This is a genomic window from Bradyrhizobium sp. USDA 4532 (assembly GCF_024171315.1).
GTDB classification, from domain to species: domain Bacteria; phylum Pseudomonadota; class Alphaproteobacteria; order Rhizobiales; family Xanthobacteraceae; genus Bradyrhizobium; species Bradyrhizobium australafricanum.
This window is the reverse complement of sequence record NZ_JALJZN010000001.1, coordinates 3,140,290-3,159,163: the sequence shown is the minus strand read 5'-3', so window position 1 is coordinate 3,159,163 and position 18,874 is coordinate 3,140,290. Positions and strand designations below refer to the sequence as shown.

Sequence of the window (18,874 nt, the reverse complement as noted above, 5' to 3'; positions counted from 1 at the left end):
TAGCCTTTGCCGACGGCGGGCAGAAAATACTCGCCTCAAGGAAATCCGGAGGAAACAGGCATGGCGAGCGAGTTTGCGGCGGGCAATTACCGGTTCATTCCGGCCGTGTTCCAATATTCAAGCGGCGCGCAGGCGAACGCGGGCTATGAGATCGAACGGGTGCGCTTCGATCGCCTGCTGCCGCTCGCGGAAGGTTTTGCGCGGATCGCGGCCTACATCCGCGACGCCGGCCGGCCGCTGACCGCGTTCTGCGCCTGCGAATTGCGTTCGCCGGCCGCCTTCACCGAGGACGGCTTCCGCGCCTTCAACCAGCACTACGTCAAGACGCTCGCCGAATGGGGCCTGTTCGACGGCACCATAAATCCGGTGGCGCGCAGCAACGTCTGTCCCGAGATCGATCCGCCGGCCGAGCCGTCGTTCCATGCGTTCTCGTTCACGCGGCCGAGCACGACGACGTCGCCATCCTTCGTGATCGCCGGCGGTGCGGAGGCGCGCGGCGGCACCGCGAGCTATCCCGACCGCATCGTCTGCTATCGCGATCTCAGTCCCGGCGCGTGGCGGGAGAAGGTCCGCTTCACCGCCGGCGAGATGGAACGCCGTCTCGCCGAGTTCAGCTTCGGCTGGCAGGAGACGACGGCGGTGCAGGCCTACACCGTGCACGACATCCATCCGGTGCTCGTCGACGAGCTGGTCCGCCGCGGCGCCACCCGCTCCGGCCTGACCTGGCACTTCTGCCGCCCGCCGGTGGTCGATCTCGAATACGAGATGGATTGCCGCAGGGTGCTCAGGGAAGTGGTGATTTAGCTTCCGCCGTCATTGCGAGGAGCGAAGCGACGAAGCAATCCATAGCTCCGCATGCGCGGTGATGGTGGATTGCTTCGCTTCGCTCGCAATGACGAGAACTTGGTGTCCCGTCATCCTGAGGAGCGCGTGGCGCGTCTCGAAGGATGAACGGCCCGGTCGGTGGCCGTCGACCCTTCGAGACGCGCGCAAGATGCGCGCTCCTCCAGCGACAATGGCGAAGCCGTTGCGCGGGGGTGACGGAAAGAGCACAGGCGCTCGCTGTGGCACGAATCCACTACCGCGCCTTCGGATCGAGCGCGTCGCGGAGGCCGTCGCCGACCAGATTGAACGACAACACGACCAGGAAGATCGCAAGCCCCGGCCAGACCGCCATCCAGGGCGCGCTGGTCAGGAAGCGTTGCGCGGCGTTGAGCATGCTGCCCCAGGACGGTGCCGGCGGCTGCTGGCCGAGGCCGAGGAACGACAGCGCGGCCTCGGCGATGATCGCGGCCGCGATCGACAGCGTCGCCTGCACCAGCAGCGCCGGCAGGATGTTGGGCAGGATGTGGACCAGCGCGATGCGCCAGCGCGGATTGCCCATGGCGCGCGCCGCCTCGACATAATCCTCGACCTTGACGCTCATCACCTGGCCGCGGGTCAGGCGGATGAAGATCGGGGTCGCCGAGACGCCGATCGCGATCATGGCATTGCTAAGACTCGGTCCGAGGAACGCTGCGAGTGCGATCGCCAAGATCAGGAACGGGCAGGCCAGCATCGCATCGGTGATGCGGCTGATCAGCGCGTCGATGAAGCCGCCGCGATAGCCGGCGACGAGGCCGAGCGGCACGCCGACCGCAAGCGCGATGCCGACCGAGATGACGCCGGCAAGCAGCGAGGCGCGAGCGCCGAACACGACGCGGGCGAACACGTCGCGGCCGAGCTCGTCGGTGCCGAGCCAGTGCTGCGCCGACGGCGCCTTGCGTACCAGCGACCAGCTCGTCGCGACCGGATCATAGGGCACGATCAACGGCGCGAACACGGCGAGCAGGATGAAGAGCGCGATCACGGTGAGCCCGAGCACGGCACCCTTGCGCCGGATCAGCCGCCGCCAGGCGCGCCGCGCCGGGCTCTCGAGCGTTTCGGCGGCGGCAAGCGGAGCGAGGGGGCTGAGTGCAACGTCGGTCATCCGATCAACCCCTCAGCCGCGGGTTGACGAGGATGTAGGCGATGTCGGCGATCAGGTTGAGCGTGATGTAGATCGTCGCCGTGGTCAGCACCACGCCCTGCACGACCGCATAGTCGCGGTTGAACACGGCATCGACGATCAGCTTGCCGAAGCCCGGGATCGAGAAGATCTGCTCAGTGAGCACCGCGCCCGACAGCAGCGTGCCGAGCTCGAGCGCGCCGAGCGTGATGATCGGCGTCAGCGCGTTGCGCATCGCATGCTTGAGGATCACGGTGCGCTCGGACAGGCCCTTGGCGCGCGCGGTGCGGACATAGTCGCTCTCCAGCACCTGCAGCATCGCGCTTCGCGTATGCCGCATCAGGATCGCCGCGATCGCATTGCCGAGCACGAAGGCCGGCATGACCGATGCGGCGAGGCTCGCGCGCCAGTTTTCGCTGAGCGGCACGTAGCCGGAGGCCGGCAGCCAGCCAAGTTCGACGGAGAACAGGAAGATCAGCATGATGCCGAGCCAGAAATTCGGCGTCGAGATACCCCACAGCGCGAACAAATTGGCGCCATAGTCCCACGCGGTGCCGATTTTCACCGCCGAGATGATGCCGGCGGGAATGCCGATCAGGAAGGCGACCACGATCGCCATGCCGGCGATTTGCATCGTAACCGGCAGCTTCTGCGCGATCAGGCTCGACACCGGCATCTTGTTGCGCAGTGACTCGCCGAGGTCGCCCGTGAGCACGCCCTTGACCCAATAGGCGTATTGCACCGGGATCGGTTGATCCAAATGGTATTGCTGGCGGATCTGTTCGATGACGGCCGGATCGCGCTCCTCGCCGGCCATGACGAGTGCCGGATCGCCGGGCAGCAAATGTTGCAGCGAGAAGATCAGGAGCGAGACGAAGAACAGCGTCGGGACCAGCTGAACCAGCCGCTTGGCGAGGAAGTTCAGCATTGTCGGCCCCGCGTGTCCTGCGCTGTGGCGATCATTTCAATTTCAGCCCGACCACGCGCACCAATCCGTCCGGCATCTGCCGGTAACCCGCGACTTTTGTGGAATGCGCGATCAGGAGTGTGCGGTGATAGAGATAGATGATCGGCTCGTCATTGAGCACGATCCTGGTCATCTTCTCGTAGATTGCCTTGCGCTGGGCGGGATCGTTGATCAGCCGTGCATCTTCCATCAGCTTGTCGGCTTCCGCGTTAGAATAGCCGCCATCGTTCTGCGGCGCCTTGGTGTGCAGGAAGACATAGGAATTGCCGTCGGGATCGATCCGGCCGCTCCAGTTGATCTGAAACACCTGAAATTCGCCGGCCTGGGCCTGCTTGAAAGTCGTCGCGAATTCGACCACGCGGATCTTGATGTCAAAGCCGGCTTCGGCCGCCATCGACTGCACGACCTGGGCTACGGCTTCGTTCTCGGCGCCTTTGGGGACCATGTAGTCGATGGCGACGGGCAGCGTGACACCGGCCTCCTTCAGCAGCGCCTTGGCCTTGGCAATGTCGCGTCCCCGAACCGGAAACGCCTTCTGATAGTAAGGGTGTGTCGGGCTGACCCACTGATTGCCCGGCGTGAACTCGCCGTTGAAGACGACCTGGTTGAGCGCCTCGCGGTCAATCGACAGATCGAGCGCCTGGCGCACCTTTTCCGACTGGCTGAGCGGCCCCTTGCTCTTGTCGTTGCCGATGTTGATGGTGAGGCCGAGATAGCCGAGTTCAGGTGCGGTCGACAGCACGAGCCGCTTGTCACTTCGGACGTCCTTGATATCGGTGGCAAGCACGCGCTCGATCAGATCGAGCCCGCCGGATTTCAGATTGGCGAGCCGCACCGTGGCATCGACGATAGGAAGGAACACGATGCGATCGATGAAGACGTTGTCCTTGTTCCAGTAATCCCCGAATTTCTCGAACACCATGCGGTCCTGCTGCACGCGTTCGACGAACTTGTAGGGTCCGGCGCAGACTGGATGCAGTCCGAATTTGTCACCCGCTTCCTTCACCGCCTTCGGCGAAACCATCATGCCGGCGCGGTCGGTCAACTGGGCGATCAGCGGCGAGTAGGGCGTCTTGAGCACCAGCTTGATGGTCAGGGGATCAACGACGTCGACGTGGTCGAGCGCAGCCAATTCCGGTTTGCGAAACGAGGTCGGCAGTGTCAGATGGCGCTCCAGCGAGAATTTGGCGGCTTCGGCGTCGAACGGCTCACCGTCGTGGAACTTGACGCCCGGCCGGAGCTTGATCGTCATCTCCTTGCCGTCGGCCGAGTTCTCGTGGGACAGCGCGAGTTGCGGAACGATGTTCAGCTTCTCGTCGATGTCGAACAGCTTGTCGCAGAAGGCTGAAAAGACGATGCGGCCGACATAGGTGCGTCCGATTGAAGGATCGAGGATGTCCGGGTCCTCGGCGAGCCCGATGCGGAGTGTCGTCTCGGCACGCGCGCTCGTTCCGCACCAGGTCACGAGGGCCGCCATCAGGACCGCCAAGCGCCAAAATCTCATCGCCAACCCCTTGTTCCCTACGCCTCTGTTCCCTGTGAAATAACCCCGGGCTGTCCCGAGGCTTCCGCCGCATTGAACGCCGCCACCAGCTTTTCCAGTGTCGGCGAGAACCCGCCATCGGAGGGCACGATCGCCTCCGCGCCGGGCAGCTCGCCCGTCCGGTGACAGGCCGATGCATAACCGGTGCCATCTTCGCGCAACTGCGGCACTTCACTGCGGCAGCGCGCGATCACATAGGGACAGCGGGTATGGAAGCGGCAGCCGGAGGGCGGATTGAGCGCGCTCGGCAGTTCGCCCTCCAGCACGATGCGGCTGCGCTTCGCACGCGGCTTCGGCACCGGGATCGCCGACAGCAGCGCGCGGCTATAGGGATGGCGCGGCGCGGCGAACAGCGCTTGGGCATCCGCGGTCTCGACGATGGTGCCGAGATTCATCACGGCGACGCGATCGGCGATGTGCTTCACTACGGCGAGATCGTGCGAGACGAAGATGTAGGCGAGCTTCAGGCGATCCTGCAGGTCGCGCAGCAAATTCAGGATCTGGGAACGGATCGAGACGTCGAGCGCCGACACCGGCTCGTCGCAGATGATCAGCTTCGGCTCGACCGCGAGCGCGCGGGCAATCGCGATGCGCTGGCGCTGGCCGCCGGAGAATTCATGTGGATAGCGCCGCGCGAACCGCGGCTCGAGCCCGACCAGGCGCAACAGCTGCTCGACCCGCTCGCGGCGGTCCGCGGCCGGGACGAGATTGTGCAGTGCCAGCGGCTCGGTCAGGATCTGGCTCACCGTCATGCGCGGGTTGAGCGAGGCGTAGGGGTCCTGGAAGATCAGCTGCGCGTCGCGGCGGAATGCGCGCAGCTGCTCGGCATTGAGCGTGCCGAGGTCGCGGCCTTCGAAGCGGATCCGTCCGGCATCCGGCTCGATCAGCCGCAGCACCAGCCGGCTGACGGTGGATTTGCCGCAGCCGGATTCGCCAACCAGCGCCAGCGTCTTGCCGGCCTCGACCGTGAAGCTGACGCCGTCGACCGCCTTCACATGGGCGGTCGGCCGGCCGAACAGCGAGCGTTCGGCGACGAAATGCTTGACCAGCCCTTCGACCTCGAGCAGCGCGGTCATGACACCAGCCGCTCCAGCGGCGCGCGGAGACAGCGCGAGGCGTGGGTTGGGCTCAGCATCGCGAGCGGCGGCGGCGCTTGGGTGCAGGCAAGTTCCACGAACGGACAGCGCTTGGCAAAGCGGCAGCCGGCGGGCGGGTTCGCCATGTTCGGCACCATGCCCTCGATGGTGGCGAGATGGCTGGTGCGGCGATCGAGCCGCGGGATCGAGCCGAGCAGGCCGACCGTGTAGGGATGCTGCGGATTGGCGAACAGCTCGTCGACCGGCGCGCGCTCGACGATCTCGCCGGCATACATCACCGCGACCTCGTCGCAGACTTCGGCGACGACGCCGAGATCGTGGGTGATCAGGATGATCGCGGCGCCGCTCGCGGCCTTCAGCTCCCGCATCAGATCGAGGATCTGGGCCTGCAAGGTGACGTCGAGCGCGGTGGTCGGCTCGTCGGCGATCAGAAGCTGCGGATCGCAGGCCAGCGCCATCGCGATCATCACGCGCTGGCGCATGCCGCCGGACAGCTTGTGCGGAAACTCGTCGACGCGTTTCTCGGGCGAGGGAATATGCACGCGGCGCAGCAGCTCGATGGTGCGTTCGCGCGCCGCGCGGCGGGAGCCGCCGCGGTGGCGCAGAATCGTCTCCGTGATCTGGTCGCCGATGGTGAAGCTCGGGTTGAGCGAGGTCATCGGCTCCTGGAAGATCATCGCGAGGCGATTGCCGCGCAGGTCGCGCAGCGTCGCATCAGGCACGTCGAGCAGGTCGAAGCCGTCGAAGCGGATCGTGCCGGAGACCGCGGCGGATTGCTTCCGCAACAGCCCCATGATCGCGAGCGAGGTCACGCTCTTGCCGCAGCCGGACTCGCCGACCAGGCCGAGCGTGGCGCCCCTGGCGACGGAGAGATCGACGCTGTCGACGGCATGCGTGGTGCGGCCGTCATCGCCCTGGAAAGTGACGCGCAGGCCTTCGATCTCGATCAGCGGGCCAGCCGTCATTCGCGGCTCGCGCTTGCCGCTGCGACGCCGGCGTCGATCGTGGCGCGATCGCTGGTTCCGGCCGGGTTGTCGCGGGTCGGCATGAAGCTCCGGAATGGCACCCAGTGCTCGCGGCTGACGGCCTCCAGCCGCTCCAGCTCGCGCAGGGGATCGGCGTGGTCGTCGACGCGCAGGTCGAGCAATGGCCATTCCTCCGCGCCGTGAATTAAGAGAGCCGCCGACTGCTTGCCGCGCTTGTCGCCGCCGGCCGCTTCGCCGGCGAACATCGCCTTGATCAGCCGCTCCGCGAACGGCAGCTTCTCGTTCGCGGCATAGACGCGCGCGGTCTCCTCGAGCACCGCGGGGCCGGCCAGCATGTTGCCGGCGATCGAGAACCCGTCGCCGGCGATATGGCCGAACCAGTCGACGCAGTCCTTGCCGGAATGCGCAGCGATGCGGCCCCTGGCGTCCATGACATGGAGCTGCCGGCTTTCGCGGCCGCTGTCGGGCGCAATCAGCGCCGCGATCACCTCATGCGGGCTGTCGCCGCTGCGTAACAGCGCGAGGCCGTCGATGCCGTAATAAGGATTGACCAGCGCCTGCGTCGCCACCGCGCCGATTGCGGGTGCGATGTGCGGCACCAGCGCGCCGACCGCGAAGAACCGCGTCGCGACGGCGATGCCGAGCTGGCCAGTGGCGCTGTCACGGGCGATGATCGACCAGGTCATCTCAAACCTTCGTGTCTAGCGGCCTGCGGCGTAACCCTGCATACCGCGCGGATTGGCGGCGGCGCGGCGGCGGGCACCGACCTTCGAGGCCGCGGTGAGGCGGCCTTCCGACCAATCGGGACCAATCTCGACCACATGGCCGCGGCGTTTCAATTCGTCGATGGTCGATTTCGGCACGCGGTTTTCCAGCACCAGGACGCCGGGCCGCGAGGTGCGCGGCCAGAACGAGATCGGGAAATGCTCGGAGTGCCAGGCCGGCGCGTCGATCGCCTCCTGCAGATTGAGCCTGGCGTGGACATGGCGCAGGAAGAACTGCGTGATCCACTGGTCCTGCTGATCGCCGCCCGGCGAGCCCCAGGAGAGATACGGTTCGCCGTCGCGCAGCGCCATGGTCGGTGAGAGTGTGGTGCGCGGCCGCTTGCCCGGCGCGAGCGAGGCAGGGTGGTTCTCCTCGAGCCAGAACATCTGGGCGCGGCTGCCGAGGCAGAAACCGATCTCGGGAATCACCGGCGAGGACTGCAGCCAGCCGCCGGACGGCGTCGCCGAGATCATGTTGCCGGCCTTGTCGATGATGTCGAAATGCACGGTGTCGCCGCGCACTTCGCCGAACCGGCCGACGGTCGGCTCGCCCGCGCCCATGGCGCCGACCGCTTCACGATGCCCTTCGGCGTGTCGCAACTTCACAACGCCGCCGAAGCCCTCGACCGAGCCGGGGCGGAAGTCGAGCGACGCCTTGTCTTTTGAGATCAGCTTGCGCCGTTCGTTGTTATAGGCGTCGGAGAGCAGCGTTTCGATCGGGATGTCGGTGAATTTCGGGTCGCCGTAGAACGTCTCGCGATCGGCATAGGCGAGCTTGGCGGCTTCGATCTGCAGATGGATGAAGTCGGGGCCTGCGGGATCGAGCCCGTCGAGCTCAAAGCCTTTCAGCAGCGCGAGCTGCTGCAGCATCACCGGACCCTGGCTCCAGACTCCGGCCTTCTGCACGGTGTAGCGGCCGTAATCATAGGTGAGCGGCGCCTCGATGGTCGGCTGCCAGCGCGCCATGTCGTCGGCCGACAGCACGCCGCGATGCGGCGAGCCGGAGACGTCCATCACCTCCTGGGTGCGGCAGAACTTGTCGATCGCCTCGGCGACGAAGCCCTTCGACCAGGCCTGCCGCGCGCGCTCGATCTGCGCCACGCGGTCGTGGCCTGCGCTCTCCGCCTCGGTCAGGATGCGTGTGTAAGTTTCCGCGAGCTTCCTGTTGGTGAAGATGGTGCCGGGCTTCGGCACCTCGCCACCAGGCAAATAGACGTCGGCCGATGTGGTCCAGTATTTCCGGAACAGTTGTTCGACGGTCTTGATGGTGGCCGATGCACGCTCGACCAGCGGGTAGCCGTCGCGCGCGTAGGCGATAGCGGGCTCCAGCACGTCGCGCAGCTTCATGGTGCCGTAGTCGCGCAGCAGCAGCATCCAGGATTCGAATGTGCCGGGCACGCAGGCCGCAAGCAGGCCGGTGCCGGGCACCATCTCGAGACCCTCGCTGCGATAATGCGCGATGGTTGCCTTCGCCGGCGCCGGGCCCTGGCCGCAGATCACCTCGCTCTTGCCGCGCTTGACGTCGTGCACGATGATCGGCACGTCGCCGCCGGGGCCGTTCAGGTGCGGCTCGACCACCTGTAGCGTGAAGGCGGTGGCTACTCCGGCGTCAAAGGCGTTGCCGCCTCTCTCCAGCGTTGCCATGCCGACCGCGGTGGCGATCCAGTGCGTCGAAGTGACGACGCCGAAGGTGCCTTCGATCTCGGGCCGGGTTGTGAACGGATCGGGGTTGATGTTGCTCATGGCGATTGACCGTTCGTCGGTTTGTTGTTGGGCCTCTTTGGCGGCCGCACTTGATCACAGGCCGGCTGGTATGCCAACCGCTTGGTGGACATGGCCGCTCCCATCCTCGTGATCATGCCGGAACGACGGCGGGACTGTTGACGGCATGGCAGGCGACGCCGTCGATCAGTTCCGGCGTCTTCTGGCGGCAGAGATCGAAGGCGAGGGGACAGCGTGGGTTGAACGAGCAGCCCGGCGGCGGATCGATCGGGTTGGGAATTTCGCCCTTCACCGGAATTCGCTGCCGGCCGGACATCGCAAGATCCGGAACCGCGCCGAGCAGCATCTTCGTGTAGGGCATCCGCGGGTTCTCGAACAATTCTCGCCCTTCGGCGATCTCGACGATGCGGCCAAGATACATCACGCCGATCCGGCTCGCCATGTGGCGGACGACCGCGAGATTGTGGCTGATGAAGAGATAGGTGAGGCCGAACTTGTCCTGCAGGTCGCGCATCAGGTTGAGGATCTGCGCCTGCACGGAGACGTCGAGCGCCGAGGTCGGCTCATCGCAGACGATGAACTCGGCCTCGGATGCCAGCGCGCGGGCGATCGCGATGCGCTGGCGCTGGCCGCCGGAAAATTCGTGCGGGAATTTTTGGCCGTCGTCGGGGTGCAGGCCGACCAGCGAGAGCAATTCGCCGACCCGGGCCTTGACGTCGCGCTCGCCCTGGATCAGGTCGAAAGCGCGGATCGGCTCGGCGACGATGGCGGCGACCCGGTAGCGCGGATTGAGGCTCGCATAGGGATCCTGGAAAACCATCTGGATGCGCCGGCGCAGCCGGCGGCGCGCCTGGCCCTGCCGCGGATCGGTCATCGAGACGCCGTCGATGACGACCTCGCCCGAGCTCGGCGGCAGCAGGCCGACGACCATGCGCGCGACCGTCGTCTTGCCGGAACCGGATTCGCCGACCAGCGCGAAGGTCTCGCCGCGCTTGATGTCGAAGGAGACGCCGTCGACGGCTTTCAGGAATTCGAGATGGCCGCCCTCGATCACGCGGTTGAGCCACGGCTTGGAGACGTCGAAGACGCGGCGCAGGTTCCTGACCTCGATCAATGTTCCGCTCATGCCGCCGTCTCCTTCGCCGGCTCGAACAGATGACAGGCAACGAATTGCGTGCCCTGTCGGATCGGCTCGGGGCGCTCGACGTGGCAGCGATCGAAGGCAAACGCGCAGCGCGGATTGAACGGGCAGCCCGGCGGAATCGCCGACAGCCGCGGCATCGAGCCGGGGATTTGCACCAGGCGCTCGTCCTCGCCGGCAAGCGTCGGGATCGCACCCATCAGGCCCCTGGCGTAGGGATGCAGCGGATTGCGCACCACCTCCTGCACCGGGCCGATCTCGGCGATGCGGCCGGAATACATCACCGCAACGCGGTCACAGGTCTCGGCGATCACGCCCATGTCGTGGGTCACCAGCATCACCGCGGTGCCGTGGTCGCGGCCGAGGCGCTTGATCAGCGCGATGATCTGCGCCTGCACGGAGACGTCGAGCGCGGTGGTCGGCTCGTCGGCGATGATCAGTTCGGGCTCGGCGCAGATCGCAAGCGCGATGACGACGCGCTGGCGCATGCCGCCGGAGAATTCGTGCGGGTAGCCGTCGATGCGCTTCTCCGGCGCTGGAATGCCCACTTCGGCCAACAGATCGATGGCGCGCCTGCGCGCGGCGCTCTCGCTCAGATTGCTGTGGGTGCGAATGGTCTCGATGATCTGGTCGCCGATCCGGTAGAGCGGATTGAGGCTGGTCAGCGGATCCTGGAAGATCATGCCGATCCGCTTGCCCCTGATGCGGCGGATCTCCTCCATCGGAAGATGGTCGATCCGCGTGCCCGACAGTTCGATCTCGCCGCCGGAGATGCGGCCGGGCGGATCGATGAGCCCGATCACGGCAAGGCCGGTGACCGATTTGCCGGCGCCGGACTCGCCGACCACGCCGAGCACCTCGCCCTTGGCGATGTCGAACGACACGCCGTTGATGGCGCGCAAGGTCGCACGGCGGGTGACGAATTCCACCTCGAGATTGCGCACGGAAAGAACAGGCTTGGTCATCGGAGCTTCGGATTGAGGGCGTCGCGCAGCCAGTCGCCGAGCAGGTTGATGGAGAGGATCAGGCCGGCCAGCGCAATGCCGGGGAAGGCGACGATCCACCATTCGCCGGCGAACAGATAGTTGTTGCCGATCCGGATCAGGGTGCCGAGCGAGGGCATGGTGTCGGGCATGCCGGCGCCAAGGAACGACAGCGTCGCCTCGGTGATGATCGCGAGCGCGAGGTTGATGGTGGCGATGACAAGGATCGGGCCCATCGTGTTGGGCAGCACGTGCCGCAGCATGATCTTCGGCGCCGGCAGGCCGATCAGCTGCGCCGCGGCCACGTAATCCTTGTTCTTCTCGACCATCACCGAACCGCGCACGGTGCGGGCATATTGCACCCAGAAACTGAGGCCGATCGCGATGATCAGGACGCCGAGCGTGCTCATCTCGTCGAGCCGGTTGCCGAGCACCGATTTGGCGACGCCATTGACCAGCAGCGCGATCAGGATCGCGGGGAAGGTGAGCTGCACGTCGGCGATCCGCATGATCACGGTGTCGACCACGCCGCCGAAATAGCCTGCGATCAGCCCGAGGGCGATGCCGAGCGCGCCGGCAAAGACCACGCCGGCCAGGCCGACCGCAAGGGAGATGCGCAGGCCGTAAAGGATCGCCGAGAGCACATCGCGGCCCTGCTCGTCGGTGCCGAGCAGGAACGGGCTTTGGCCGTCGGCGGTCCACAGCGGCGCGATCCGCGAGTTGATCAGCTGCAGTTGCGCCGGATCGAACGGGTTCTGCACCGCGAGCCACGACGCGAAGATTGCGAGCAGAAAGAACAGCAGCGTAATCACGGCGGCGACCATCGTCAGCCTGGAGCGACGGAACGAATAGAAGATGTCGCTGTCGAGCGCGCGCCTGAACCAGCCGGCAGGGGCCTGGTGGCCTTGGGAACGATGGGGGACGACGGCATCGGACATCGGTCAGCCCTCACGCCGCGCGGCCGACGGTCGAGCGCAAGCGCGGATCGACCACGGTGTAGAGGATGTCGACCACGAGATTGATGGTGACGAAGATCAGCGAGACCATCAACAGATATGCGGCCATGATCGGGATATCGACATTTTGCACGGCCTGCACGAACAGAAGTCCCATGCCCGGCCATTGGAACACGGTTTCGGTGATGATCGAGAAAGCAATAACCGAGCCAAACTGCAGGCCGGCCACCGTGATCACGGGAACCAGGGTGTTCTTCAGCGCATGGCCGAAATGGATTGCGCGCGTGGTCAGCCCGCGGGCGCGGGCGAAACGGATATAGTCGGTCCGCAGCACTTCCAGCATTTCGGCACGCACCAGCCGCATGATCAGGGTCATCTGGAACAGCCCGAGCGTGATCGCCGGCATGATCAGCGCCTTCAGGCCCGAGACGGTCAGCAGTCCGGTGGTCCACCAGCCGAGCTTCACCACCTCGCCGCGGCCGAAGGAGGGCAGCCAGCCCAGCGTCACCGCGAACAGATAGATCAGGAGGATGCCGATCAGGAAGGTCGGCAGCGAAATGCCGATCAGCGATACCGCCTGGAATAATTTGGCAAGCACGGTGTCGCGGCGCAGCGCCGAATAGACCCCCATCAGGATGCCGGCCACCATCGCGAACAGCGTGGCGCAGATCGAAAGCTCGAGCGTCGCCGGCAGCCGCTCCGCCAGCAGCGAGGAGACCGGCAGGCGGAACTGGTAGGACACGCCGAACTTGAACTGCAGCGCATTGATGAAGTAGCGGCCGAACTGCACCAGCACGGGATCGTCAAGGCCGAGCGAGTGCCGGATCTCAGCGCGCTGCGCGGCCGAGGTGTCGATCGAGACGATCTGGTTCACCGGGTCGCCGGCGAAACGGAACATCGCGAACGCGATCACGCCCACGGCGAGCATCACGCCGATCGCCTGCAGGAAGCGGCGAAGAGTGAAAGCCAGCATCTCTACCTTTCACTGCCTTTGACATTCGGCGCGCGGCTTTGCGCGGCCGGAAAACGCGAGGTCCCGGAAGCCTGCGCTTCCGGGACCCAATTCGCCAAAGCCACTATTCACCCTGCTTGGTCGCCCAGTAGAGCAGCACCTGGTTGTCCGCGCGCTGGGTCAATTTGACCTTTTTCGACACGCCCCACACCAGCGGTTGCTGATGCAGCGGAATGTAGCCGTAATCCTTGATAACGATGTCGTAGGCCTGCTTGATCAACTGGTCGCGCTTGGCAGTGTCGCCCTCGACCAAGACCTTGTCGGTGAGCGCGTCGACTTCCTTGTTGCAATAGCCGCCGAGATTGGCCTCGCCCCTTGTGGCATCCTTCGGATCGTCGCGGCAGCCGAGGATGTCGTGCAGCACGTTGTGCGAGTCGGAGGTCGCGGGCGTCCAGCCCAGCATGAAGAACGAGGTCTGGTAGCCGCCGGGCTTCAGCACCTTGGCGAAATACTGCGCTTTCGGCTGCGCCAGCAGGTTCACCTTGACGCCGATGCGGGCCAGCATGCCGACCACCGCCTGGCAGATCGCGGCGTCGTTGACATAGCGGTCGTTCGGGCAGTCCATCGTGACTTCGAAGCCGTTCGGATAGCCGGCGTCGGCCAGCAGCTTCTTAGCACCATCAGGATCGAGCTTCGGCCGGGTGAATTCCTTCGACAGCGGATAGAGCTCGGGGGCGATCATCAACGTCGAAGGGGTCGACATGCCGCGCATGACGCGGGTCTTGATCAGATCGACGTCGATCGTCTTGTAGAAGGCTTCGCGGACGCGGATGTCCTTGAACGGATTCTTGCCCTTGACGTTGGAATACAGCAGCTCGTCGCGCGCCGTATCCATGCCGATGAAGATGGTGCGAATCTCCGGCGCGGTCATGACGGTGGCGACGCCGCTGGAATTGACGCGCTGGATGTCCTGCAGCGGAACCGGTTCGATCACGTCGACTTCGCCCGAGAGCAGCGCGGCAACGCGGGTGGCGTCGGAGCCGATCGGGGTGAAGATGATCTCCTTGAGATTATGCTCGGGCTTGCGCCAATAGCCGGCAAACGCCTTGAACACGGTCTTCACGCCGGGCTGGTGGCTCTCGATCGTGAAGGGGCCGGTGCCGTTCTCGTGCAGCGCCGCGTAGCTCGGCGTGGTCGCGGAGGCCGGCGTCGGTGCAACCGAGTTGTTCTCCTCGCACCACTTCTTGTCCATGATGTACCAGCTATCCCATTGTGAGATCAGAATGGGATTGGGCGAGTCCAGCGTCACGTCGACGGTGTAGTCGTCGACCTTGCTGAACTTGGCGTCGGCCGGGACGTTGCTGAGGAAGTTGGAGCCCTTGGCGCGGACGCGCTCGGCCGAGAACAGCACGTCGTCGGCGGTGAAGGGATCGCCATTGTGGAATTTCACGCCCTTGCGCAGATGGAAGCGCCATTTGGTCGGGCTCAGCGTCTCCCAGCTTTCCGCCAGGGCCGGAATGATCTTGAGGTCCTTGTCGCGCGCGGTGAGGCCTTCGTAGACGTGGGCGTGGTGCGCGATCGTCGTGGTTTCCTTCAGCGTGTAGGGATCCAGCGACTTCAACTCGCCCTGGTTCGCATACTTCAACGTTTGGGCCGATGCCGGCAAAGCAAAGGCGACGAGTGCGGCGACAGTGGCCGCAAACAAACTCCAACGTCCCGACATGTAATCCCGCGTCCCCGTTTTTGTCCGCCGGCTGCTTTGTCCGGCTGGTATTATTGATCCATGTTGCCAGAGTTTACCGGCCGCGCAAGCGCGATTTGCCAAAGGGTTAACCCATCCGCGCGGGTGCAGCGCAATGAACCGGCTTGGAGAGTAGGCTGTTGGCGCGAACGCGTGACATTCGACTTTCGGAGTGCCGCTTGTCGGTCACGGGAATGATCACCGGCGCGCTTCGAGCAGCCGCTCCAAACGGTTTGGTTGACCATAACGGATGATTGAGGCCGACTGCCCCCCGGGGCAGGTACGGCTCGCTTGCGCAACTCGCCCCGTCCCGGCGATACTGTGGCGGGCCAAGGCGCATTTGAGGAGGCGGATATGAAAGTCAACGTCGAGATAGATTGTACGCCCCTCGAAGCGCGGCAATTCTTCGGCCTGCCGGATGTGGGACCGATGCAGACCGCGGTGATGGACAAGCTGCAGCAGCAGATGACGTCGAACATCGACAAGATCTCACCGGAATCGCTGATGCAGAGCTGGTTCACCTTCGATCCCAAGCTCGCCGAACGCTTCCAGGACATGTTCGTGGCGATGGCCGGCTTCGGCGGCACGAGCAAGAAGAAATAGTGACCGACATGGACAGGAGCGTTGATGGGACCGAACGCCGGTTGCGCCCGCCGAGCCTGTTCCTGATGCTGGCGGAGGCGCGCGGCGTGCTCGAACTCAATTCGAGCCTGCTGCTGTCGCCCCTCCTGATGCAGGCGCCGAAGGGCGATGGTCATCCGGTGCTGGCGCTGCCGGGCTTCCTTGCCAGCGACCTTTCGATGGCGCCGATGCGGCGCTATCTGAAGGAGCTCGGCTACGACGCCTATGCCTGGAACATGGGCCGCAATTTCGGCGGGATTTCCAGCAGGCGGGCTGCGCTGCGCGACCTGCTGAAGCGGGTCCATGAGGCGACCGGGCGCAAGGTCTCGATCATCGGCTGGAGCCTCGGCGGCGTCTATGCGCGCGACCTGGCGTCGCAGATGCCGGAGCTGGTGCGCTCCATCATGACGCTGGGCAGCCCGTTCGCCGACGACATCCGCGCCACCAATGCGACGCGGCTCTATGAGCTCTTGTCCGGCGAAGCTGTGGACGACATCCCTGAGATCCGCGCCGCGATCGCCGGCGACATGCCGGTGCCGACGACCTCGATCTATTCCCGCACCGATGGCATCGTGAACTGGCGGACCTCGCGCGTGCGGCCGTCGGCCACCGCCGAGAACATCGAGGTGCATTTCGCCAGCCATATCGGCCTCGGCGTCAATCCCGCGGCGCTGTGGGCGATTGCGGACCGGCTGGCCCAGCCGGAAGGGGAATTCCGGCATTTTGACCGCTCGGGCCCCTTTGCCATTGCCTACGGGCCGGCAGAACAGGCACTATCCTGACCAAACGACGAGAAGCGCCGCCCAAGGCGCCCGCGTAAGTAGGCTCTCGGGAGGAGACCATGAGCGACGCCAAGAAGCTGTCCTCGCTGGACGCATCGTTTCTCTATCTGGAAACGCCGGAAATGCCGATGCATGTCGGCAGCATGGCGATCTTCCGCCTGCCCGACGGCTACAAGGGCGACTTCTTCGAGGAGTTCAAGGCGATGATCGCCTCGCGGCTGCACATCGCGCCGATCCTCAAGGCACGGCTGCAGAAGGCGCCCCTCGACATCGATCATCCGTCCTGGGTCGAGGACGACCAGTTCGACATCGACCGTCACATCTTCCGCGCCAGCCTGCCGGCGCCGCGCGATCGCGCGACGCTGGAGCGCATCGTCGGCTGGATGCATGCCAAGCTGTTGAACCGCGCCCGCCCGCTCTGGGAGTTCTACGTCTTCGAGGGCATGAAGGACAACGAGATCGGGCTCTATTCCAAGATGCACCATGCCTGCATCGACGGCGGCGCCGGCGCGGCGCTGACCAGCATGATCTACGATCTGACGCCGGTGCCGCGCGAGATCGAGCCGCCGAGCGCGAAGAAAGTCGCGCAGGAGCCGCGCGACATCGCGGCCAATCTGATCGACGCCTATCAGCAACTCTGGACCCAGCCGTTCGAGGCGGCCGCCGCCGCGCAGAAGAGCCTGGAGCTGCCGCGCTCCGGCAAGAGCGATCTCGGCTCGATCCTGTTCGACAACGCCATGTTCCAGATCGAGAGCGCGGTGAAGTTCGCCGGCTCCATGCCGACGGTCATGAAGAGCCTGTCCGACGTCGTCGCCAAGGTCGCCGATCCGAGGTCGCGCGAGAGCCTGCAGGCGATGTCCTCGCCGCCGACCATCCTCAACAAGGCGATCTCGTCCGAGCGCAGCTTTGCCGGCACCTCGATCTCGCTGTCGCGTGCCAAGGCACTGGCGAAGGCGTCCGGCGGCAAGCTCAACGACGTCGTGCTGGCGCTCGCCTCCGGCGTGGTGCGGCGCTATCTGATCAGCCAGGGCGCGCTGCCGAACAAGTCGCTGACGGCAGGCGTTCCGATCTCGCTGCGCGAGGAGGGCAACGCCGAATCCAACAACCAGGTGTTCGGCATGATCTGCTCGATCGCGACCGACATCGAGGATCCCCGGAAGCGGCTGGAAACCATCATCGCGCAGTCGACCAAGTCCAAGGAAATGTCGCATCCGCTGCGCGCTTTGGTGCCGCAGGTCACCAACATCTCGTTGCTGGGCGCGCCGATCCTGGTGCAGATCATGGCGCTGCTTTACAGCCGCTCCGACCTCTCCAACGTGCTGCCGCCGGCCACCAACATCACGGTCTCGAATGTGCCGGGGCCGCGGCAGACGCTGTATGCGGCGGGTGCCGAGCTGCTGCACATCTTCCCGGTTTCGATCTCGACCCACGGCGTGGCGCTCAACATCACCGTGCAGAGCTACCGCGATCAGCTCGATTTCGGCTTCATCGTGGGCGCCAACATCATTCCCCACGTGCAGGTGATGTGCGACATGCTGCCGCTCGAGTTCGATGTACTCGAGGCGGCGTTCGCTCCCCCGCCCGCGGACATCAAGGGCGCAGCCGAATAAGGATCCCTGTCGATGATTGAGATGCCACCGCTGCAGTTCGCCGAGACGAACGGCATCCGCATGGGGTTTTATGAAGCAGGCCCCAAGACCGACACGCCGCCGGTGGTGCTGTGCCACGGCTGGCCTGAACTGGCGTTTTCCTGGCGCCACCAGGTCAAGGCGCTGGGCGAGGCCGGCATCCGGGTGATTGCGCCGGATCAGCGCGGCTATGGCGCGACCGACCGGCCGGAGCCGGTCGAGGCCTACGACATGGAGCACCTGACCGGCGACCTCGTCGGCCTGCTCGACCATCTCAAGATCGACAAGGCCATCTTCGTCGGTCACGACTGGGGCGGCTTTGTCGTCTGGCAGATGCCGCTCAAGCATCCTGCGCGGGTCGCCGGCGTCGTCGGCGTCAACACGCCGCATTGGGACCGCGCGCCGATGGACCCGATCGCGCTGTTCCGCCAGCGCTTCGGCGATCACATGTACATCGTCCAGTTCCAGGATCCGGGGCGCGAGCCCGACCGCATCTTCGGCAGCCGCGTCGAGCAGACCTTCGACGCCTTCATGCGCAAGCCGGTGCCGCGTCCGGCGGACGCGCCGCCCGAACAGCCGATCGCCGGCGTCGGCGCCTCGGCGCGGCTCAACCTGGCGTTTCCGCAGATGATCGCGAATTACGACGCCAAGCATGATCCGCGCACGCCGATCCTGTCCGCGGACGAGAAAAAGGTGTTCGTCGACACCTTCATCAAGACCGGCTTCACCGGCGGCATCAACTGGTATCGCAATTTCACCCGCAACTGGGAGCGCTCGGCCGGGCTGGACCATCACGTCCGGGTGCCGTCGCTGATGATCATGGCCGAGAACGACGCGGTGCTGCCGCCCTCGGCCGCCGACGGCATGGAGCGGCTGGTGCCGGACCTCGAGAAGTACCTGGTCAAGGACAGCGGCCATTGGACGCAGCAGGAAAAGCCTGACGAAGTCAGCGCGAAGCTGATCGAATGGCGCAGAAAGCGGTTTGGCTGACGACGGCGTCGTCA

Annotated in this window: 17 protein-coding genes; 5 read left to right on the top strand and 12 right to left on the bottom strand. The window is 65.3% G+C overall.

Annotated elements, in window-relative coordinates:
- The first annotated feature begins 60 nt into the window (after positions 1 to 60).
- Positions 61 to 804, top strand: a complete 744-nt coding sequence (locus J2R76_RS15065) for a hypothetical protein (protein ID WP_057017604.1) — start codon at positions 61 to 63, stop codon at positions 802 to 804.
- A gap of 274 nt (positions 805 to 1,078) precedes the next feature.
- Here the strand turns inward: J2R76_RS15065 and J2R76_RS15060 are convergent, their stop codons facing one another.
- From J2R76_RS15060 to J2R76_RS15005, 12 genes are all read right to left on the bottom strand, one after another.
- Positions 1,079 to 1,969, bottom strand: a complete 891-nt coding sequence (locus tag J2R76_RS15060; protein ID WP_076827116.1) for an ABC transporter permease — start codon at positions 1,967 to 1,969, stop codon at positions 1,079 to 1,081.
- A gap of 4 nt (positions 1,970 to 1,973) precedes the next feature.
- The gene (locus J2R76_RS15055; RefSeq protein WP_016842919.1) at positions 1,974 to 2,915 is read right to left on the bottom strand and encodes an ABC transporter permease; all 942 of its coding nucleotides are present in this window, start codon (positions 2,913 to 2,915) and stop codon (positions 1,974 to 1,976) included.
- A gap of 31 nt (positions 2,916 to 2,946) precedes the next feature.
- Positions 2,947 to 4,458: an ABC transporter substrate-binding protein gene (locus tag J2R76_RS15050; protein ID WP_076827118.1), complete on the bottom strand. Its 1,512-nt coding sequence runs from the start codon at positions 4,456 to 4,458 to the stop codon at positions 2,947 to 2,949.
- Positions 4,459 to 4,475: 17 nt separating this feature from the next.
- The gene (locus J2R76_RS15045) at positions 4,476 to 5,573 is read right to left on the bottom strand and encodes an ABC transporter ATP-binding protein (protein ID WP_076827120.1); all 1,098 of its coding nucleotides are present in this window, start codon (positions 5,571 to 5,573) and stop codon (positions 4,476 to 4,478) included.
- Positions 5,570 to 6,559 (bottom strand): ABC transporter ATP-binding protein, encoded by a 990-nt coding sequence (locus tag J2R76_RS15040; RefSeq protein ID WP_076827122.1) that lies wholly within the window; start codon positions 6,557 to 6,559, stop codon positions 5,570 to 5,572. The genes J2R76_RS15045 and J2R76_RS15040 overlap by 4 nt, the downstream gene beginning before the upstream one ends.
- Positions 6,556 to 7,266, bottom strand: coding sequence for a DUF1028 domain-containing protein (locus tag J2R76_RS15035; RefSeq protein WP_076827124.1), 711 nt, complete (start codon positions 7,264 to 7,266; stop codon positions 6,556 to 6,558). The genes J2R76_RS15040 and J2R76_RS15035 overlap by 4 nt, the downstream gene beginning before the upstream one ends.
- Positions 7,267 to 7,281: 15 nt before the next feature.
- On the bottom strand, positions 7,282 to 9,087 hold the full coding sequence (locus J2R76_RS15030; protein ID WP_076827125.1) for a gamma-glutamyltransferase family protein: 1,806 nt from the start codon (positions 9,085 to 9,087) through the stop codon (positions 7,282 to 7,284).
- Between the two features lie 112 nt (positions 9,088 to 9,199).
- Positions 9,200 to 10,192, bottom strand: coding sequence for an ABC transporter ATP-binding protein (locus J2R76_RS15025; protein WP_076827127.1), 993 nt, complete (start codon positions 10,190 to 10,192; stop codon positions 9,200 to 9,202).
- Positions 10,189 to 11,172 carry an ABC transporter ATP-binding protein gene (locus J2R76_RS15020; RefSeq protein ID WP_076827129.1) on the bottom strand — a complete coding sequence of 328 codons (984 nt, stop codon included), beginning with the start codon at positions 11,170 to 11,172 and terminating at the stop codon, positions 10,189 to 10,191. Before J2R76_RS15020 ends, J2R76_RS15025 begins: the two co-directional genes overlap by 4 nt.
- Positions 11,169 to 12,128 carry an ABC transporter permease gene (locus J2R76_RS15015; protein WP_076827131.1) on the bottom strand — a complete coding sequence of 320 codons (960 nt, stop codon included), beginning with the start codon at positions 12,126 to 12,128 and terminating at the stop codon, positions 11,169 to 11,171. The genes J2R76_RS15020 and J2R76_RS15015 overlap by 4 nt, the downstream gene beginning before the upstream one ends.
- A gap of 10 nt (positions 12,129 to 12,138) precedes the next feature.
- The gene (locus tag J2R76_RS15010; protein WP_028331828.1) at positions 12,139 to 13,119 is read right to left on the bottom strand and encodes an ABC transporter permease; all 981 of its coding nucleotides are present in this window, start codon (positions 13,117 to 13,119) and stop codon (positions 12,139 to 12,141) included.
- A 103-nt stretch (positions 13,120 to 13,222) separates the two neighbouring features.
- Positions 13,223 to 14,821 (bottom strand): ABC transporter substrate-binding protein, encoded by a 1,599-nt coding sequence (locus J2R76_RS15005; protein ID WP_076827133.1) that lies wholly within the window; start codon positions 14,819 to 14,821, stop codon positions 13,223 to 13,225.
- A gap of 372 nt (positions 14,822 to 15,193) precedes the next feature.
- On the opposite strand from J2R76_RS15005, the gene J2R76_RS15000 reads away from it, so the two are divergent.
- Genes J2R76_RS15000 through J2R76_RS14985 form a run of 4 tightly spaced genes read left to right on the top strand, consistent with a single transcriptional unit; the run spans position 15,194 to position 18,860 of the window.
- On the top strand, positions 15,194 to 15,442 hold the full coding sequence (locus J2R76_RS15000; protein ID WP_057017614.1) for a DUF6489 family protein: 249 nt from the start codon (positions 15,194 to 15,196) through the stop codon (positions 15,440 to 15,442).
- 8 nt (positions 15,443 to 15,450) lie between these two features.
- A complete protein-coding gene (locus J2R76_RS14995; RefSeq protein WP_076827229.1) occupies positions 15,451 to 16,242 on the top strand; it encodes an alpha/beta fold hydrolase in 792 nt (263 codons plus the stop codon).
- A 59-nt stretch (positions 16,243 to 16,301) separates the two neighbouring features.
- Positions 16,302 to 17,852: a wax ester/triacylglycerol synthase family O-acyltransferase gene (locus tag J2R76_RS14990; protein ID WP_076827135.1), complete on the top strand. Its 1,551-nt coding sequence runs from the start codon at positions 16,302 to 16,304 to the stop codon at positions 17,850 to 17,852.
- A gap of 12 nt (positions 17,853 to 17,864) precedes the next feature.
- Positions 17,865 to 18,860 carry an alpha/beta fold hydrolase gene (locus J2R76_RS14985; RefSeq protein WP_076827137.1) on the top strand — a complete coding sequence of 332 codons (996 nt, stop codon included), beginning with the start codon at positions 17,865 to 17,867 and terminating at the stop codon, positions 18,858 to 18,860.
- The last annotated feature ends 14 nt before the right edge of the window (positions 18,861 to 18,874 follow it).

Excerpts from the sequence above, each read along its gene's own strand:
- J2R76_RS15065 (WP_057017604.1), top strand. The coding sequence starts at position 61 with ATGGCGAGCGAGTTTGCGGCGGGCAATTACCGGTTCATTCCGGCCGTG.
- J2R76_RS15060 (WP_076827116.1), bottom strand. The coding sequence starts at position 1,969 with ATGACCGACGTTGCACTCAGCCCCCTCGCTCCGCTTGCCGCCGCCGAA.
- J2R76_RS15055 (WP_016842919.1), bottom strand. The coding sequence starts at position 2,915 with ATGCTGAACTTCCTCGCCAAGCGGCTGGTTCAGCTGGTCCCGACGCTG.
- J2R76_RS15050 (WP_076827118.1), bottom strand. The coding sequence starts at position 4,458 with ATGAGATTTTGGCGCTTGGCGGTCCTGATGGCGGCCCTCGTGACCTGG.
- J2R76_RS15045 (WP_076827120.1), bottom strand. The coding sequence starts at position 5,573 with ATGACCGCGCTGCTCGAGGTCGAAGGGCTGGTCAAGCATTTCGTCGCC.
- J2R76_RS15040 (WP_076827122.1), bottom strand. The coding sequence starts at position 6,559 with ATGACGGCTGGCCCGCTGATCGAGATCGAAGGCCTGCGCGTCACTTTC.
- J2R76_RS15035 (WP_076827124.1), bottom strand. The coding sequence starts at position 7,266 with ATGACCTGGTCGATCATCGCCCGTGACAGCGCCACTGGCCAGCTCGGC.
- J2R76_RS15030 (WP_076827125.1), bottom strand. The coding sequence starts at position 9,087 with ATGAGCAACATCAACCCCGATCCGTTCACAACCCGGCCCGAGATCGAA.
- J2R76_RS15025 (WP_076827127.1), bottom strand. The coding sequence starts at position 10,192 with ATGAGCGGAACATTGATCGAGGTCAGGAACCTGCGCCGCGTCTTCGAC.
- J2R76_RS15020 (WP_076827129.1), bottom strand. The coding sequence starts at position 11,172 with ATGACCAAGCCTGTTCTTTCCGTGCGCAATCTCGAGGTGGAATTCGTC.
- J2R76_RS15015 (WP_076827131.1), bottom strand. The coding sequence starts at position 12,128 with ATGTCCGATGCCGTCGTCCCCCATCGTTCCCAAGGCCACCAGGCCCCT.
- J2R76_RS15010 (WP_028331828.1), bottom strand. The coding sequence starts at position 13,119 with ATGCTGGCTTTCACTCTTCGCCGCTTCCTGCAGGCGATCGGCGTGATG.
- J2R76_RS15005 (WP_076827133.1), bottom strand. The coding sequence starts at position 14,821 with ATGTCGGGACGTTGGAGTTTGTTTGCGGCCACTGTCGCCGCACTCGTC.
- J2R76_RS15000 (WP_057017614.1), top strand. The coding sequence starts at position 15,194 with ATGAAAGTCAACGTCGAGATAGATTGTACGCCCCTCGAAGCGCGGCAA.
- J2R76_RS14995 (WP_076827229.1), top strand. The coding sequence starts at position 15,451 with ATGGACAGGAGCGTTGATGGGACCGAACGCCGGTTGCGCCCGCCGAGC.
- J2R76_RS14990 (WP_076827135.1), top strand. The coding sequence starts at position 16,302 with ATGAGCGACGCCAAGAAGCTGTCCTCGCTGGACGCATCGTTTCTCTAT.
- J2R76_RS14985 (WP_076827137.1), top strand. The coding sequence starts at position 17,865 with ATGATTGAGATGCCACCGCTGCAGTTCGCCGAGACGAACGGCATCCGC.